The 16,446-nt window shown below is 47.1% G+C and carries 12 protein-coding genes and 1 pseudogene; 6 read left to right on the top strand and 7 right to left on the bottom strand.

Annotation, left to right across the window (positions count from 1 at the left end):
• Positions 1–378, bottom strand: a pseudogene (locus tag AAEU32_RS09800) (IS3 family transposase); the annotation flags it as partial.
• 146 nt (positions 379–524) lie between these two features.
• A complete protein-coding gene (gene gorA / locus AAEU32_RS09795) occupies positions 525–1,886 on the bottom strand; it encodes a glutathione-disulfide reductase (protein ID WP_421970342.1) in 1,362 nt (453 codons plus the stop codon).
• A gap of 135 nt (positions 1,887–2,021) precedes the next feature.
• Between gorA and prlC the strand changes: the two genes are divergently transcribed.
• From prlC to AAEU32_RS09770, 5 genes are all read left to right on the top strand, one after another.
• Positions 2,022–4,061 carry an oligopeptidase A gene (prlC, locus tag AAEU32_RS09790; RefSeq protein WP_421970341.1) on the top strand — a complete coding sequence of 680 codons (2,040 nt, stop codon included), beginning with the start codon at positions 2,022–2,024 and terminating at the stop codon, positions 4,059–4,061.
• Positions 4,062–4,201: 140 nt separating this feature from the next.
• Positions 4,202–5,248 carry a response regulator gene (locus tag AAEU32_RS09785; RefSeq protein ID WP_421970340.1) on the top strand — a complete coding sequence of 349 codons (1,047 nt, stop codon included), beginning with the start codon at positions 4,202–4,204 and terminating at the stop codon, positions 5,246–5,248.
• A 180-nt stretch (positions 5,249–5,428) separates the two neighbouring features.
• A complete protein-coding gene (locus tag AAEU32_RS09780; protein WP_421970361.1) occupies positions 5,429–6,142 on the top strand; it encodes a class I SAM-dependent methyltransferase in 714 nt (237 codons plus the stop codon).
• A gap of 105 nt (positions 6,143–6,247) precedes the next feature.
• Entirely contained in the window at positions 6,248–8,179 is a 1,932-nt protein-coding gene (locus AAEU32_RS09775) for a methyl-accepting chemotaxis protein (RefSeq protein WP_421970339.1), read from the top strand.
• Between the two features lie 47 nt (positions 8,180–8,226).
• Positions 8,227–8,703, top strand: coding sequence for a peroxiredoxin (locus AAEU32_RS09770; protein WP_421970338.1), 477 nt, complete (start codon positions 8,227–8,229; stop codon positions 8,701–8,703).
• A gap of 74 nt (positions 8,704–8,777) precedes the next feature.
• On the opposite strand, the gene AAEU32_RS09765 is transcribed toward AAEU32_RS09770, so the two are convergent.
• The gene (locus AAEU32_RS09765) at positions 8,778–10,889 is read right to left on the bottom strand and encodes a S8 family peptidase (RefSeq protein ID WP_421970337.1); all 2,112 of its coding nucleotides are present in this window, start codon (positions 10,887–10,889) and stop codon (positions 8,778–8,780) included.
• Between the two features lie 380 nt (positions 10,890–11,269).
• Between AAEU32_RS09765 and AAEU32_RS09760 the strand changes: the two genes are divergently transcribed.
• Positions 11,270–12,454 (top strand): BaiN/RdsA family NAD(P)/FAD-dependent oxidoreductase, encoded by a 1,185-nt coding sequence (locus tag AAEU32_RS09760; protein WP_421970336.1) that lies wholly within the window; start codon positions 11,270–11,272, stop codon positions 12,452–12,454.
• 79 nt (positions 12,455–12,533) lie between these two features.
• Here AAEU32_RS09760 and AAEU32_RS09755 read toward each other — a convergent pair whose 3' ends face one another.
• From AAEU32_RS09755 to potA, 4 genes are read right to left on the bottom strand one after another with little or no spacing between them, the layout of a single operon-like run.
• The gene (locus AAEU32_RS09755; protein WP_421970335.1) at positions 12,534–13,568 is read right to left on the bottom strand and encodes an extracellular solute-binding protein; all 1,035 of its coding nucleotides are present in this window, start codon (positions 13,566–13,568) and stop codon (positions 12,534–12,536) included.
• Positions 13,565–14,338 carry a spermidine/putrescine ABC transporter permease PotC gene (gene potC, locus AAEU32_RS09750; RefSeq protein ID WP_421970334.1) on the bottom strand — a complete coding sequence of 258 codons (774 nt, stop codon included), beginning with the start codon at positions 14,336–14,338 and terminating at the stop codon, positions 13,565–13,567. The genes AAEU32_RS09755 and potC overlap by 4 nt, the downstream gene beginning before the upstream one ends.
• Complete coding sequence (gene potB, locus AAEU32_RS09745) at positions 14,322–15,182, bottom strand: spermidine/putrescine ABC transporter permease PotB (RefSeq protein ID WP_421970360.1); 861 nt, start codon at positions 15,180–15,182, stop codon at positions 14,322–14,324. Before potB ends, potC begins: the two co-directional genes overlap by 17 nt.
• Positions 15,182–16,288, bottom strand: a complete 1,107-nt coding sequence (potA, locus tag AAEU32_RS09740; protein WP_421970333.1) for a spermidine/putrescine ABC transporter ATP-binding protein PotA — start codon at positions 16,286–16,288, stop codon at positions 15,182–15,184. The genes potB and potA overlap by 1 nt, the downstream gene beginning before the upstream one ends.
• Positions 16,289–16,446 lie beyond the last annotated feature (158 nt).

Raw genomic sequence — 16,446 nt, 5'->3', positions numbered from 1 at the left:
GGATGACTTTCTTTTGTGCTTTTTTACAACGCTAACTCCATAGTCATTCTCAAGTACGTTCACAACGGCTTCAAAGAAATCAGCTTTCATTTTCGTATCAGCAAGCTCCTTCTCCAGGGCTTTGATCCGTTGTTCTGGGGTCAGTTCTTCTTTAGGTTTATTCACGAAATTGCCTCGTTTTAGAAACTTAGGTGTTCCACTCATCCAATCTAGACGACCATGCTTACGAAGCCAAACTAAAACTGTTGAACATCCTTGGATACCATAGTGCTCTTGAGCTTGTTTGTAGGTGAGTTCGCCTTTTTCAACTTGGTCTACAACTGCCAATTTAAAAGCGAGGGAATAATCTCGTTGAGTTCTTTTGCCAATTGATTTCATTACACTCTCCAAATTAAGTTTGAAAAGTGTCAACGCTATTTAGGACGGGTCAACCCTAACTAAAAAGGCTTAACCACACTGGTAAGCCTTTTTATTCGCTAGATGTCGAGCCGGGCGCCCCACCAAGGATGCTCGCCCAAGCTGTTTTATCTCATAGTCACAAATTCTTCAGACCCAGTTGGGTGTATCGCCACCACCGCGTCAAAATCTGCTTTGGTTGCGCCCATCTTCATTGCTACTGCAAAACCTTGAATCATTTCATCTACCGCGAAACCAATGCCGTGCAGGCCAATGATTTTCTCTTCTTTTCCAAGGCAAACAAGCTTCATTGAACAAGGCTGACGGTGTTGTGTAACAGCAGTGTACATAGCGGCAAAGCTTGATGTGTATACCTTGATGTTTTCCTCACCGTGCTGAGCAATGGCTTCGTGCTCGCTTAAACCAATGGTGCCAATTGGCGGGTGGCTAAATACCACGGTGGGCACTAGGCTGTAATCCATTTTCAAATCGTCAGGCAGTTCTTTATTAAACAAGCGCTCTGACAAAGTACGACCGGCTTTTACAGCAACAGGAGTCAGCTCAATACCACCTTCGATGATATCGCCTACAGCGTATACGCCCTTGGCTGTCGTGTTTTGGTATTCATCTACCTTTACATATCCGCTCTCGTTGAGCTCAACACCCGCAGCGCTAATGTTAATCGCATCAGTGGTTGGTGCACGGCCAATCGCCCAAATGACTTGGTCGACGTTTTGGCTGTAGCCATTCTCAAAATGAATGGTCAGGCTGCCGTCGCTCTCTTTCACCACTTCTTTTGGTGAACACTCAGTGTGAAGTGTTGGCCCTTCTTTTTTCATCACCTCTGTAAGGGTGTCTACGAGCATGTTATCGAAGCTACGCAGCGGTGCATGACGGCGCACAAATAGGTGTGTTTCAGTGCCTAGGCTGTGCAGTACGCCTGCGATTTCTACCGCAATGTAACCCGCCCCTACCACGGCAACGCGTTTGGGTTGCTCGTTAAGCTCGAAGAAGCCATTAGAGTCGATGCCATACTCTGCGCCTGTCACGTTTGGAATTATTGGACGACCTCCCACGGCGACAAGAATATGGTCTGCGGTGTAATGTTCGCCATTTACCTCAACCGTTTTGTTATCAACAAACTTCGCAAAGCCATTAATTACGGTAACCCCGTTGCTGGCTAGGTATTTGTTGTAACCTTGGTGAATGCGGCCAATGTACGCTTCGCGGCTTTCAACCAATTTCTTCCAACTAAAATCTTTGATTTCAACATCAAAGCCATAGTCAGGAGCATACAGCTTAATTGCCTCTGCTACTTGCGCACCATGCCACATCACTTTTTTTGGCACACAGCCCACGTTCACACAGGTGCCGCCGAGATGAGTTGCTTCAATCAATGCTACGTTTGCGCCGCGCATTGCCGCACGGTTTGCAGAAGCAATACCGCCGCTGCCGCCGCCAATACAAATATAATCAAAGTGTTGAGACATCGTTTAATCCTATGAACTTTCATTGTCATGTTGAATGTGCCATACCATAGCAGAAATGTGCGTGCGGATCTGCACTTGTATTTTTCGCTATCGCCCCAAGAATGTAGGTAATAACAAGTTTAAAGAGAACAACGAATGACTAATCCATTAATTGGCATGGAAGGCTTGCCAGCTTTTTCTCAAATTGAAGCCCAACACGTAAAACCTGCAGTTGAACAGGCAATTGCTGAGTGTAAAAGCACGATAGAGCAGGTGTTAGCGGCGCAAGATTTCACATGGCAAGGCTTGGTTATGCCGCTTGAAGAAGCTGACGATAAATTAGGGCGTTTGTTCTCGCCCGTATCGCATATGCACTCAGTAGTGAATACTCCCCAATTGCGTGAAGCCTATGACTCAGTTTTGCCGTTGTTGAGTGAGTACAGCACCTTTGTTGGCCAGCACCAAGGTTTGTTTGACGCATACACCGCGCTTGCAAACAGTGAGCATTACCAAACCCTCAGCGCTGCGCAAAAGAAAGTGATTGATAATGCCCTGCGTGATTTCACCTTGTCAGGCATTGCCCTCAATGATGAAGATAAAAAACGCTATGGTGAAATTGTTAGCCGTTTGAGTGAGCTCAGCGCTAAGTTTGGCAATAATGTGATGGATGCAACCCTAGCGTGGCAAAAGCGCATCGAAGACGAAGCTCAGCTGGCAGGTTTGCCAGAATCTGCAAAAGCATTAGCGGCGCAAACCGCTCAGAGCAAAGGGTTAGAAGGCTGGCTATTTACTCTTGATATCCCATCATACCTGCCAATTATGACGCATGCCGATAACCGCCAATTGCGTGAAGAAGCGTACACCGCGTTTGTAACGCGCGCTTCGGATCAAGGTCCGAATGCGGGTGAGTACGACAACAGTGCGATTATGGATGAGGAGCTAAAACTGCGTCACGAACTGGCTCAGTTGCTTGGTTTTGAAAGCTATGCGCACAAGTCGCTTGCTACAAAAATGGCTGATTCACCGGAACAAGTATTCGGCTTTTTGAACGACCTTGCTGCTAAATCTAAGCATCAAGCACAGCAAGAGCTCGAAGAGCTGCGCCAATATGCATTGCAAACTCATGGTATTGAAGAGCTTGCTGCATGGGATAACGCTTACTATGCAGAGAAGCTCAAGCAGGAAAAATACGCCATCAGTGATGAACTCCTGCGCCCGTATTTCCCTGAAGATACGGTACTTAGTGGCTTATTTAAAACAGTAGAAAAGCTGTTTTCGATTCGCGTGCAAGAGCAAAAAGAGTTCGATACCTATCATCCAGATGTGCGCTTTTTTGAAATTTATGACGCCAGCAATACGTTACGTGGTCGCTTTTATCTCGACTTATATGCTCGCGAACACAAGCGAGGCGGGGCATGGATGGACGACTGCATGGGCCGCAAAGTGCGCCTAGGTGGTCAGTTGCAAACTCCAGTTGCTTATTTGGTGTGTAACTTTAACCGCCCAGTGGGTGATAAGCCTGCACTATTTACTCATGACGAAGTGGTCACCTTATTCCATGAATTCGGCCATGGCTTGCATCATATGTTGACACAAGTAGATGCCGCAGCGGTTGCAGGTATCAATGGTGTGCCGTGGGATGCGGTTGAGTTGCCAAGCCAATTCCTTGAAAACTGGTGCTATGAGCAAGAAGCACTGGCATTTATCTCTGGTCACTACGAAACCAACGAGCCTTTGCCAAAAGAACTACTCGATAAGTTACTGGCTGCGAAGAATTACCAATCGGCGATGCAAATGGTACGTCAACTTGAGTTCTCGTTGTTTGACTTCCATATTCACGCAGATTACAACCCTGCAAAAGGCAGTGAAATTCAGACTATTTTGGACAAGGTACGAGCACAAGTTGCGGTTATTCAGCCGCCAAGCTTCAACCGCTTCCAGCATAGTTTTAGCCATATTTTTGCTGGTGGTTACAGTGCCGGTTATTACTCTTACAAATGGGCAGAAGTGCTCTCGGCAGACGCATTTTCTAAATTTGAAGAACAGGGGATCTTCAACCCACAAACAGGCCGCGAGTTTTTGACGCATATTCTGGAAATGGGTGGCTCTGAAGAACCAGCTGTACTATTTGAGCGTTTTCGTGGGCGAGCGCCTCAAGTTGATGCGTTATTGCGTCACAGTGGTATCGCCGCGTAATTTTTTACAGGCAACGTAAAATCACAAAAAAAAGCGCCTTTTTAGGCGCTTTTTGTCTGTATTAGGGACTGATTTCTCTCGCAAAATCAGACACTCATACTATGCTTTTAATAACTCATTTTAGCGTGTAGGGATGCCTAATGGCGAAACTGGTTCTCACCATCGACGATAACAAAGTCATTCACCACCTCGTAGAGGATGCCCTTAATGGTGTAGCCCAAGTGATCCACGCTAAAGATGGTGAACAAGGAGTGAAACAAGCGCTTAAGCATAACCCTGATATTATTCTTCTCGATGTGGAAATGCCGGGAATGGATGGCTATGCCGTATGCAAAGCGCTAAAGGAAGACCCTAAAACTCACACCACGCCTATTTTGTTTTTATCTGGGCGAGGAGATCTCGAAGAGCGCATGCGCGGATACAACGCAGGTGCTGATGATTACATTATTAAGCCCTTTAACAGCGACGAGTTAAAAGCGCGTATTGCGGTGTTGTATCAATATAAAAAGCGCTCGCAAGAACTAGAGCACGAAGTTAGCCGCGCGCAAAGTACCGCAGAGTTGGCAATGACAGACTCGGGCGACATGGGGCGGGTGATGCGTTATGTAAGCCAAACCTATGGTGCTCATGACGTAAAAACATTATCTGAGTACTTCTTTGCCTTTTTTGAGCCGATGAATTTAGATGTGGTTGTGGCATTTTGGCTTGATGAAGGGGAGATGTTCTTTGCCAATCATGGCGCTGAGTGTCCGCTGGAGCAAGAGTTACTAGAGCAACACAGACATTCACAGCGCTTTGTAGACTTTGACGACAACACCATAGTTAATTACCCCAAAGTATCGTTACTGGTAAAAAACATGCCGATGGAAGACAGTGCCTTGTATGGTCGTTATAAAGATTTATTCCCCCACTTATTGGAGGCAACTCACGCCAAAGTACAGGACATGGAAAACAGCAACAGTGCGCTGCGTCACGCGGCCATGTTTGGAGAAGCATTTAACACCTTTGAGCATCTTCTAGTTCAACATCCTGATATTAAAGATAACCCCGATCTCGTGCAGTTTATCTCGTTGCACAGTGCGCAAATACACACACTGCGATGTGACTTGGTCGAGAGCATTGAGCACTTTGCACGCCCTGAAAGTGTTGAAGATGTGAGTAGCCAAACCGACATCGAACTTTTTTAGATATTTCGTCAGTGTTGCACGCCATTTTACGCGCCGATAAATATTCTTGGCGCGAAAAGGCAGGTTGCCACAGATCCGTAAATTATTTCCTGATATCATATCACCCTACCTGTTTTGCCCACGGAGAGAGTTGTGCAAATCTTTTGTCGAATTGACCATGCGCAGCCCCATTGCGATGCGATTACCAAGCGTTTTAAGTTGGACGAGTGCCCATTGGATGAGCAATTTTATCTGCAATACGACGAACAGGGCTTGTCGTTAGCGAAGCGGGATGAGCCCAAACTGGCCCCTATTCGCGTTGACTTTGTCAGTGGCGCAACAGCGCATCGCCGCAAGTTTGGTGGTGGTAAAGGGCAAGCCATAGCCAAAGCCGTAGGCCTCAATAAAGGTGCACTTCCGCATGTGCTTGATGGCACCGCGGGACTGGGTCGAGACGCCTTTGTATTGGCATCACTCGGATGCAAAGTCACCTTGTTTGAGCGTCACCCAGTAGTCGCTGCATTGTTATATGACGGCCTAGAACGAGCATATCTAGACGCAGAAATTGGCCCGTGGATGCGTGAGCGTATGCATTTGCACCATGGTAGCAGCCATGTGCTGTTGACGGACTTACCAGAGGGTGAAGGGGATGTAGATGTGGTGTATTTAGACCCTATGTTTCCCCATCGCGAAAAGTCAGCGTTGGTGAAAAAGGAAATGCGCGTGTTCCAATCCCTAGTGGGTGAAGATTTAGATGCGGATGACTTACTTACTCCAGCGCTGAACATTGCGAGCAAACGAGTGGTAGTGAAGCGTCCTGACTATGCGCCATTTTTGCAAGATAAAACGCCGAGCACGCAAATTAAAACCAAGAAAAACCGCTTTGATGTGTATGTAAACGCAGCCATGAAATAGGCTTGGGTTTTTATTGGGTACTAATCCTTTTTTCTTTATTTTCATATAATTGTCATAAATACGTAATACGCTACGCGCAGCTTTGAAACCTAAACATGGATGATTATGCGCGTTTCTACGTTCACGCGATTGCTGGCCATGGCGCTCTCTTTGGCCAGTATCACATTACTCTCTACACTTTGGTGGGCATACAGCACACTGGTCACTTTAGAGCACCAATCACTCAGCTACGCACAGCTCAAAGATGATGTAATCATTCGTTTGTCAGCCGACATTGAAGACTATCTCAGTGCAGGTGATATGCAGTATTTACTTAACGCCCAAAATCGCATTGTAGATATGCAGCGCCAGCTACCTGATTTGTCAGTGCAGCTTCAAGGTCAATTGTCACCATTATTTACAACGCTTAATCAGGGGATTGAAGGAGACTTTAGAGCGCTGGGTAAACTGTCGGGAAATGATACCGCCTTGCTCGATAACGCACTTAGGCAAATGGCAGGCTCAGCCACATCTTTATTGAGTTACGCACGTCAAGCGCCAATGCAAAAGCGAGAGTTGGCCGATCAGTACATGGAATATGCCAGTGATTACTACCAAGGGGTGCTGACACTCACGTTAGCTACTTACGCCTTAAATACTCAGTACAGCCCTGAGAAAGAAGCCACTGTGAAACAAGTGTTGGCGCAGCTCAATGATCTGGCTCACAAAATAGAGCAGCTCGACAATTTAGGGGTAATGAGTGAGGTAGATGAAGATGAATTGTTTTTTGGTGCAGAGCCAGAAGACTTGGCGGGTGATATAAAAGCGGATATTCGCTCTTGGCCAAAGCGCTTTCCTCGTGATTTGCAAAACACGATTGCACAAGGTCAAACGCGCGAGCGTGGCGTTTTGCAACTGCGCGAGCACGTGGCGCGTATTAGGCAGGTGGTACTTGATGCCCAGCTGCAACTCGCACAAGAGCAAAATAGTGTTAAGCAAAGTGTGTTGTTCAGCTTTGTTGCGGCTATAAGCGGTTTGTTGCTATTGGCAATCACTGTTTATTTCTTGCAACGAGCCTATGTACTTAACCCGCTTCGCCAGTTGCGCAATGGTTTTTCGGCGTTGATACAAAGCAACGAGCTCAACCCAATTGTTAGCAAAAACAGCAATACAGAAGTGGGCGAAATCGCGCAATTTTTTAATCAAGTGCTAGAGCGCCAGCAGGAGCAAACACAGGCGCGCCAGCAAATGCTGCAAGTGATTAATGACTTTATGCTGCAAATGAGTGACAACCTCAACAACATCAGCGCTGGAGCTGCACAAAGCAGCGCATTAGCGATGCAAAGCCAAAGTGTGCTGCAAGAGGTGCAACAACTGGGTGATGAGCTTAATGCACTCAATGCGCAAGTGGCCCAAAATGCCCAGCACACCCACAGCATTATGGGAGATAGCGTAGGCTACGCAAATGAAATGCTGCAAGCATCGTCAACAACCGCGCAGGGAATTGATAGGGGAATGCAGAGCTTACGCCAGTTACTCCTTGGGGTCGACGATGTATCTAAAGTGGTTGATGTGATTAACACCATTGCGGAGCAAACTAACTTACTGGCGCTCAATGCCGCCATTGAGTCGGCACGCGCGGGGGAGCATGGCCGTGGGTTCGCTGTTGTGGCCGATGAAGTGCGCAAGCTGGCGCAACAAACACAGTTATCATTGAAAGACATTCACAGTCAACTCAAAGACTTAAGCGCTCATTCGCAAACAGTCTCGGATAATATCAGTGCACTTGAAACGCAAGCACAACTGCAAACAGATAACGCGCAACAACTCAGAGGCAACGCCGAAACAGTATTACACAGCGCTGCGCTGGCCAGCGAGGTTGCAGCACAAGCCACTGAGTTTGCACATCGCCAACATCAGATGCTGGGCGAGTTTGAGCGCACCATGCAGAATTTACAGCAACAAATTGATCAATCAGATCATAAAGTTAAAGAAATCAATGACCACCTTGGCCAGAAAATGCTCAGTATGCGTGAAAGTCTGGGTTTAATGGGCTAGAGCATGCTAATCTTTGACGAACATACTGTTAGTTTAAAGGATCCGTCATGATTGCAATTGGGCAACAATTACCACAACACATCACCCTGAGTGAGCTTACAGCTGATGGCATGAGTACGCTCGATGCAGATACGCTATTTGCTAATAAGAAGGTCGTGCTATTTGCAGTGCCAGGCGCGTTTACTCCGACGTGTTCGGCTGCTCACCTGCCTGGTTTTATCGCACATGAAGCGCAATTTAAGGCCAAAGGAGTGGACGAAATTTACTGCGTATCAGTCAATGATGCATTTGTAATGAAGGCATGGGGCGAGAGCCAAAATGCCACAGGCATTCGCATGCTTGGTGATGGTGATGCAAGTTTCACAAAAGCACTTGGCCTTGATAAAGATACCGCTTCGTTTGGTGGCATTCGCTCTTCGCGTTATGCGATGGTAGTGAATAACTCCGTGGTGTCGCAGTTGTTTGTAGAGCAGGATAAACAGTTTGAGGTGTCAAAAGCTGAACATGTATTAGCCAACCTATAACAGCATGCATGGGATATAAAAAAAGGCCACTCATTGAGTGGCCTTTTTGGCTAGTAGGAGTAGTTATGGGTTAACTACGGGTTATATTGAGCATTAAGTGTTACACCAGAGAATGTCTGGTATGCGTAAATGCTAATATGCCACGTCCCTGCTTGTGGATTATTAAAGCTACAGCTTTCCGTGTTGCCGCCTTTATAAGGGCGACAATCGTAGCTACTTGATGTAGGTTGCGCGCCAAAGCGAACATATAAGTCCGCATCACCGCTGCCACCTGCAATATCAACGTCCAGCACACTCATGCCAGCTGGAACATCTAGGGTGTAGTGCTTCCATTGGCCACGTGACGCTGAAATGTCGCTCACTGTACCGCCGCCACCTGTGCCTGTGCCCGTTCCTGCCGTGGTCACTTCGCCAAGCAGTGATGCACCACTATAAGCGCTATAACCGCGTAGCATCACATAGTAAGTGCCAGCTGCTGGGTTATCGAAACTACAGGTTTCGTTATTGCCATTTTTATATGGACGGCAATCATAGCTTGAGGTTGTTGGCGCACTGCCTGCTTTTACGTACATATCAAGGTCGCCGCTGCCGCCACTGGTAGTAAACGTCACGTTGCTTGCCCCTGATGGTACCGTCATGGTGTACGTTGTCTCAGAACCCGATGCGCCACTTAGATTCGTGATGGCTTGTCCTGAGGTTAGCTCGTTGCCGCCACTAGGTGGTGGAGTGCTACCACCGCCTGCAAGTGCAACAGCCGCTGCGGCGTCAACAATACCTGTACCACAGCTTGTGCATGTTGCACCAAAGCCCTTGGTGGTTTGTTTTAAGATGCTTTCAATTTCATCAGGAGTTGCCGTAGGCTTTGCCTGCTTGATAAGTGCCGCAACACCCGCAACATGTGGCGCAGCCATCGACGTACCTTGTGAGTAGTGGTAGCTGTCACTTGATGGTGATGTAGAACCTGAATTGTGAGTCGATAAGATGCCCTCAGGGTCATTTGCGAAACTTTGTGCACCACCTGGCGCTGCTACATCAATGTTTGAACCATAGTTTGAGTAGTACGCGCGACCACCGTTACGACCCACTGATGCTACGTTGATTACACCGCTACAGTTGCCAGGGTTGTAGTTTGCCGAGTTGTCGTTGTCGTTACCCGCGGCAATGACGATAGCAGTGCCGTTGGCACGCGCTTGGTTAATCGCGTTTTGTGTGGTTGCGCTACATGAACCACTACCACCTAAACTCATGTTGATCACGTCGGCTGGGTTTGCATTTGCTGGTACGCCTGAAACAGAACCACCTGATGCCCATACGATTGCATCAGCGATATCCGATGTTAAACCACCACACTTACCTAGTACGCGCACAGGAACTACTTTGGCGTCATACGCTACGCCTGTTACCCCTTCGCCATTGTTTGCAACAGCTGCAACTGTGCCTGCTACGTGCGTACCATGCCAGCTTGAGCCTTGTGCACCGTGGGTATACCCACACTCATTGGCTGAAATCGCGTCACCTGGGTCTTTGGCATCGCTGTCACGACCGCCACCATCGTTTGCCACGAAGGTGTCTGAGATCATGTCATAACCAGGTAAAATATTGGCATTTAAGTCTGTGTGCGGGCGGTAACCCGTATCAAGTACAGCTACGGTTACACCTGCACCTGTTGCAAAGTCCCATGCTGCTGGGGCATTAATGCCTGCGGTGGTCTCATAATAATGCCATTGGTCGCTGTAACGAGGGTCATTCGGTGTTGCAAATGGTTGTAGCATTTGGTCGATTTCGATGTATTCAACCTCACCACTGGCCATCATCTCTTGCATAAATTGTTGTGCATCTAGTGCTGATAGCTTCTTGTCAGTGCGAATTACGTGGTGGTTCGCCAGAGCCATTTCACGCACGTATTGTGCGCGGGCTTGGCCGCGATTTGCTTTAAAGCCATTTACGAATTGCTGAGCACGTGCCTTGCCCGCTGTTGCTGAAGTATTAACGCCAGATTCAAGCGTGTTCTTGTATTTAATGATGAATCGCGTTGCTGCGGACGATTGGCCTTTTAACTTGGCTTGCGTTTGCGCAAGACTTGCCTGCTGTGGTGCTGCGACTTCTTGCAGCGAATTTGCAAACACAGCTGATGAACTTAGCGCCATTGGAATTGCGAGCGCTAAAAGCGTTTTTCTAGTTGTCATATGGACCCCCATTTATTTTTATATTTGTACCAAACTGATACAAATTGCCGCGAAATGGTAAATAAAATGTAAATAATGTAAAAATAACATTTCATTATAACGCGGGTACAAAATGTTATATTCAGCCGTATAAATGGGTAAAAATAGCTGAACTCATCCTTATTCATGAGGTGTGGAAATTATTTATTTATCAGTTTTGAAAATAATGCATAGCCTTACTATTTGTCTTTTAACTCTTTGTTTTGTTGAGTAATAACTCTAATTTGTTGCCGGTGCGCGCGAAGGCTAAATGGGGATGGGGAGTGTTATCGTGTGACGAAAATATCTTTGTGGTGTCGGCCTTGGTAGAATAGCGGTGGATTTTTCAAAGGGTGGTTACAGTGATTAAAAAAGATGTGGTGATTATTGGTGCCGGCGCTGCGGGTTTGATGTGTGCAGCACAAGCTGGGTATCGTGGCCGTGATGTCGTGGTTGTTGATATGGGCAAAAAGCCAGGCCGTAAAATCCTCATCAGTGGCGGTGGGCGTTGTAACTTTACCAACGAAAATGCCAGCCCTGACAATTACCTGTGCGCCAATCCGCACTTCGTAAAATCATGCCTAAGCCGCTACACCCAGCGCGACTTTATTGATTTGGTTGACCGCCACGGCCTGCAATATCACCACAAGACCCTTGGCCAGTTATTTTGTGACAACAGCGCCCAAGACATCGTCGATATCCTTATGACCGAGTGTGAATGGGCAGGCGTGAGCGTGCAATTGCGCAGCGAAGTCATCAGCGTTGAACAAACTGAGCAAGGCTATATTGTCACCACAGGCACGCACACTTATGCATGCGAGTCGCTGGTAGTGGCATCCGGTGGTCTCACCATGCCAAAACTTGGCGCGACACCTATCGGTTATAAAATTGCGGAGCAATTCGGCTTAAAAGTGTTGCCAACCATGGCTGCCTTGGTGCCATTTACTCTGCATCAACACGATAAGGACCGTTTCGATGGCCTTTCAGGGATCAGTGTTGATTGCTTGGTTTCAAGCGAGTGTGGCACGCAATTTAGAGAGAATATTCTGTTTACTCACCGCGGTTTATCTGGCCCCGCCATTTTGCAAATTAGCTCATTTTGGCGAGCAGGGCAGGCAGTGAGTATTAACTTACTTCCGACGTTAAATATCACCGAGTGGTTAGAACAACAACGCCAGCAAAGCGCGCAAAAGTCATTGAAAAATGCCTTGGCAACGATTCTACCTAAACGCTTTGTGGAAATGCTGCACGACACCAAAGCCATACCCGATGCCAATATTAATCAGCTCACACACAGCCAAATCGCCGCGCTGCATGACTATTTGCACAACTGGCAAATCAAACCAAACGGCACAGAAGGATATCGCACCGCGGAAGTGACGTTAGGCGGGGTTGATACCGACGAACTAAGTTCAAAAACTTTCGAAGCGAAAAAAGCACCTGGCTTGTACTTCATCGGTGAAGTCACCGACGTCACCGGCTGGCTCGGTGGCTATAACTTCCAATACGCATGGAGCTGCGGGTTTGCGTGCGGGCAGTATTGTTAACTATCTCATTACTACACCCATAACAAAAAAGGCTTAACCCTTGCGCGTTAAGCCTTTTCAAAACCATCTCAGTTACGCCTTATTGGCCTACTTTCAGTTTTTCCCAGTACTGATTGTAAAGCTCCATTGCTTCACCTACATCAGTTTGGAATACACCTTGTTCGATGATTTGCGCTGGTGGGAAGATCACTGGGTTAGTGCGTGTTTCTTCGTCCAGTAGTTCCAATGCCGCTTTGTTAGCCGTGGCGTAGCCCACGTATTCAACACAGGCTTTGGCGATGTCTGGGCGCATCATGAAGTTGATAAACGCGTGTGCTTCGTCCACGTTTTCAGCACCCGCTGGGATAACAAAGTTATCAACCCAAAATACGGCCCCTTCTTTTGGGTAGACGTATTTGAGGCTGTCGTCTTCTTCTTGTGCGAGCATCACTTCGCCGTTCCAAATCATGCCAAGCGCTACGTCACCCGCTAAATAGGGTTCGCGTGGTGCATCAGAGTTAAACACCAATACGTTTGGCATCAGGCTTTGTAGGCGCTCGTAGGCTTGCTTGATTTCGTCTGGATTGGTGGTGTTGGGTGAGTGGCCGTTTAACACTAAGGCCATGTGGAATACTTCACGCACGTCATCGGTAAGCAGCAGTTGCTTTTTGTATTTTGGATCCCACAGTTGTGCCCAGCTGGTAATGGTGGTTTCATCCATTTCTTCACTGTTCACACCAATGCCCGTCGAGCCCCAAAAATACGGCAAACTGTATTGGTTGTTTGGATCGTATTCTTTGTTAAGCAGTTGTGGGTCTAGGTTGCTCTTATTGCTTAGCTTGGTTGGGTCTAGCTTTTGTAGCATGCCCTCTTTGGCCATTTTGGCAACGTAGTAAGTTGAAGGCACAACAACGTCATAGCCTTTATTCTTTTGCAGTTGCAACTTGGAATACATTACCTCGTTACTTTCATAGGTGGAATACACCACTTCAATGCCTGTTTCCTCAGTGAACTGAGTAACCACATCTTCGGGAATATACTCACTCCAGTTGTAAACCACGACTTTATTCGCTGCGAAAGCGTTAGCCGCCATTAACGCCGCTGTGGCAGCAATCAGGGTGCGCAGAGTCTTCATGCGTATTTTTTCCTTCTAGTTAAAGCGCTGAACGCAATAAGCGACAACGCCGAAAAAGCGAGTAACAAGGTGGCAAGTACATTTACTTCTGGCGAAACGCCCACTTTTACCATTGAAAATACCCGTATGGGCAGTACTTCATATTCTGGGCCTGTTACGAATGAGCTGATGATCACATCATCCAAGCTTAGCGTGAAACTCAATAGCCATGACGCTGCGATAGCAGGAAGTAATAACGGCAGCATAATGTGGGTGAAAAACTGGCGTTCACTGGCTCCTAAATCTTGTGCAGCCTCAACTAAATTAGGGTCAAAACCGCGTAGCTGTGCGTAAATGGTGATCACTACAAACGGTAAACAGAAGGTTGTGTGTGCCAGCAGTAACGTCCAAAAACCAAGCTGTAATCCTAGCACCATGAACAGCACTAAAAAGGTAATTGCCAGTACGATGTCCGGTGACATCATCACGATGAACAACGAGGTACTCGCTGCTTGTTTGAACCTAAATTGATAGCGATACAGTGCCAACGCTATCAGGGTGCCTAAAATCACCGACGCACTGGCGGCTAGCACCGCAATCGTCAATGAGTTGGTAAAGGCGGTGAGTAAGGCGTCGTTTTCTAGTAGCTTTTCATACCATTTCCATGAAAAGCCTGACCATTTATGGCCATACTTGGATTTATTGAACGAGTTCACCACCAACACCGCAATCGGTGCATATAGGAACAGAAAAACTACCGCTAAGAAGGTGCCTTTAAAGAGCCTCGTCATCGAGCCCTCCTTTGCGCTGCACTAACTGATTAGCTTTGTAATAGGCAAGCAGCATCAGTCCCATGATCACAATCAGACTGATGCTGAATGCGGAGCCAAATGGCCAGTCACGCACCACTAAGAATTGGTTTTTAATCACGTTGCCAAGCAGTAAGTTGGTTGCGCCACCGAGGATATCGGCAACATAAAACATACCCATCGCTGGTAAAAATACAATTAAGCACCCAGCGACAATTCCTGGCGATGTTAATGGTAAATAGATATACCAAAAGCGCTGTAAGGCATTAGCAGATAGGTCTTTTGCGGCTTCCACATAATCGCCAGAGAGCTTTTCAAAGCTAGAAATAAGCGGCAGCACCATAAATGGTAAAAGGATATAAACCAGACCAAAAATCACCGCAAACTCGGTGTAGAGCATATTCAAAGGTTCATCAATGACCCCTAGGTTTAACAGCAGGGTGTTGATCAGGCCCTTTTTCCCGAGAATGAGCTTAATGGCATAGGTGCGTATAAGGCTGTTGGTCCAAAATGGCAGCATCATGAGCACCAAAAGAATGTTGCGCGTCAGTGGCTTTTGCCGCGATAAGATAAACGCAAAAGGGTAGCCAATAAGCAGGCACAGTATGGTCGCTACAGCTGACAACCATAAGCTATTGAGAAACACATCTAAATAGATGGGCTGAAAGACTTTTTGATAGCCTTCAAGGGAGGCGGGCCAAATCGCTAAGTGCTGGCTATCGGGCGTTAAAAAGCTGGTAATGAGCACCAAGAGGTGCGGCAGCAACACCATGATACTGAGCCAAGTTAAGGTGAGCGTGATCACCACACGACGAAAAGAAAACATCACAGAGCGCTCTTCTTAATCACGTGCTCCCAACCGTCAACCCAGTTGATCCACACTTTTTGGTCAATGCGATAGTCGAAATCAGGATCATCTTCGTTGAAGAATTCACTGGCGCGAATTTCTTGGTTGTTAGCCACTTCAATGAGTGAGTCTAATGTTTGTCCGGTATAACTGCGCTCTTTAATGTGGCCAAAAAAGCCCACAGAATCATTGGGGGCATCTTCAACGTATTCAATGCGTAAGTCTTCAGGGCGCAGTAAAACGTGTACTTCGTCGCCCTCAGCAAGTTTTTGGTTGCAGTGCACTTGCTTTTGCACGCCTTGGATCTCAGCTAAATATGCAAACTCACCTGTTTTGCTAACAATGGTGGCATCAAACACGTTGATTTCGCCAATAAAACGGGCCACAAATAAATTGACCGGTTGCTCATAAATATCGCGAGGCGTGCCAATTTGCTGAGCCTGACCATTGTTCATAACAAGAATGCGGTCAGACATGGATAGGGCTTCCTCTTGGTCGTGCGTTACGTACACGAAGGTAACGCCTAGTTGGCGTTGGATTTGTTTGAGCTCCATTTGCATTTGTTGGCGCAGCTTGTAATCCAGCGCTGATAAGGACTCATCAAGCAAGATTAACTTAGGGCGCATAACAATGGCGCGGGCAATGGCAACGCGCTGCTTTTGGCCGCCAGATAGTTGCGTTGGCATGCGCTTCTCAAAGCCGCTGAGTTTGACCAGCTCTAAGGCGTGTTGAACACGTTGCTCTCGTTCACTTTTAGCAACCCCCGACATTTTTAACCCAAAGCCAACATTGTCAGCCACAGACATATGCGGGAACAGGGCATAGCTTTGAAAAACGGTGTTGACTGGGCGCTGCTCTGCAGGGACGAGGTTAACGTTTTGACCGTCGATAGCAATGATCCCCGAATCAGGTGATTCAAAGCCAGCAATTAAACGTAAAACCGTGGTTTTACCGCAGCCTGAAGGCCCTAAAATGGTGAAGAACTCACCATCAAAAATATCCAAGTTGAAGTCATTTAAAATGTCGGATTGATCAAAGCTCTTTGACACCTTTTGAAATGACAGCAAACCAGAAGAAGTTGCCATGCATGGCGCTCCGTTAAGTCACACAGTTTTCTACATATTAAACGCTAAATTGAGAATTGAGGAAATTCATATTTGCGTAAATTGCCTGCTAACGTGTTCAATCTCGGTGGAAAAGTCATGCAAACATGGGAAAGTTGGCTATTTAAGCCAGACGCGAG

The organism is Pseudoalteromonas maris, from assembly GCF_049257235.1.
Classification (GTDB): Bacteria; Pseudomonadota; Gammaproteobacteria; order Enterobacterales; family Alteromonadaceae; genus Pseudoalteromonas.
The sequence above is the reverse complement of the archived record's forward strand: the minus strand, read 5'-3'. Positions and strand labels throughout refer to the sequence as shown.

Bases quoted from the DNA above. Each gene is read 5' to 3' on its own strand.
- gorA (WP_421970342.1), bottom strand. From the start codon at position 1,886: ATGTCTCAACACTTTGATTATATTTGTATTGGCGGCGGCAGCGGCGGT.
- prlC (WP_421970341.1), top strand. From the start codon at position 2,022: ATGACTAATCCATTAATTGGCATGGAAGGCTTGCCAGCTTTTTCTCAA.
- AAEU32_RS09785 (WP_421970340.1), top strand. From the start codon at position 4,202: ATGGCGAAACTGGTTCTCACCATCGACGATAACAAAGTCATTCACCAC.
- AAEU32_RS09775 (WP_421970339.1), top strand. From the start codon at position 6,248: ATGCGCGTTTCTACGTTCACGCGATTGCTGGCCATGGCGCTCTCTTTG.
- AAEU32_RS09770 (WP_421970338.1), top strand. From the start codon at position 8,227: ATGATTGCAATTGGGCAACAATTACCACAACACATCACCCTGAGTGAG.
- AAEU32_RS09765 (WP_421970337.1), bottom strand. From the start codon at position 10,889: ATGACAACTAGAAAAACGCTTTTAGCGCTCGCAATTCCAATGGCGCTA.
- AAEU32_RS09755 (WP_421970335.1), bottom strand. From the start codon at position 13,568: ATGAAGACTCTGCGCACCCTGATTGCTGCCACAGCGGCGTTAATGGCG.
- potC (WP_421970334.1), bottom strand. From the start codon at position 14,338: ATGACGAGGCTCTTTAAAGGCACCTTCTTAGCGGTAGTTTTTCTGTTC.
- potB (WP_421970360.1), bottom strand. From the start codon at position 15,182: ATGTTTTCTTTTCGTCGTGTGGTGATCACGCTCACCTTAACTTGGCTC.
- potA (WP_421970333.1), bottom strand. From the start codon at position 16,288: ATGGCAACTTCTTCTGGTTTGCTGTCATTTCAAAAGGTGTCAAAGAGC.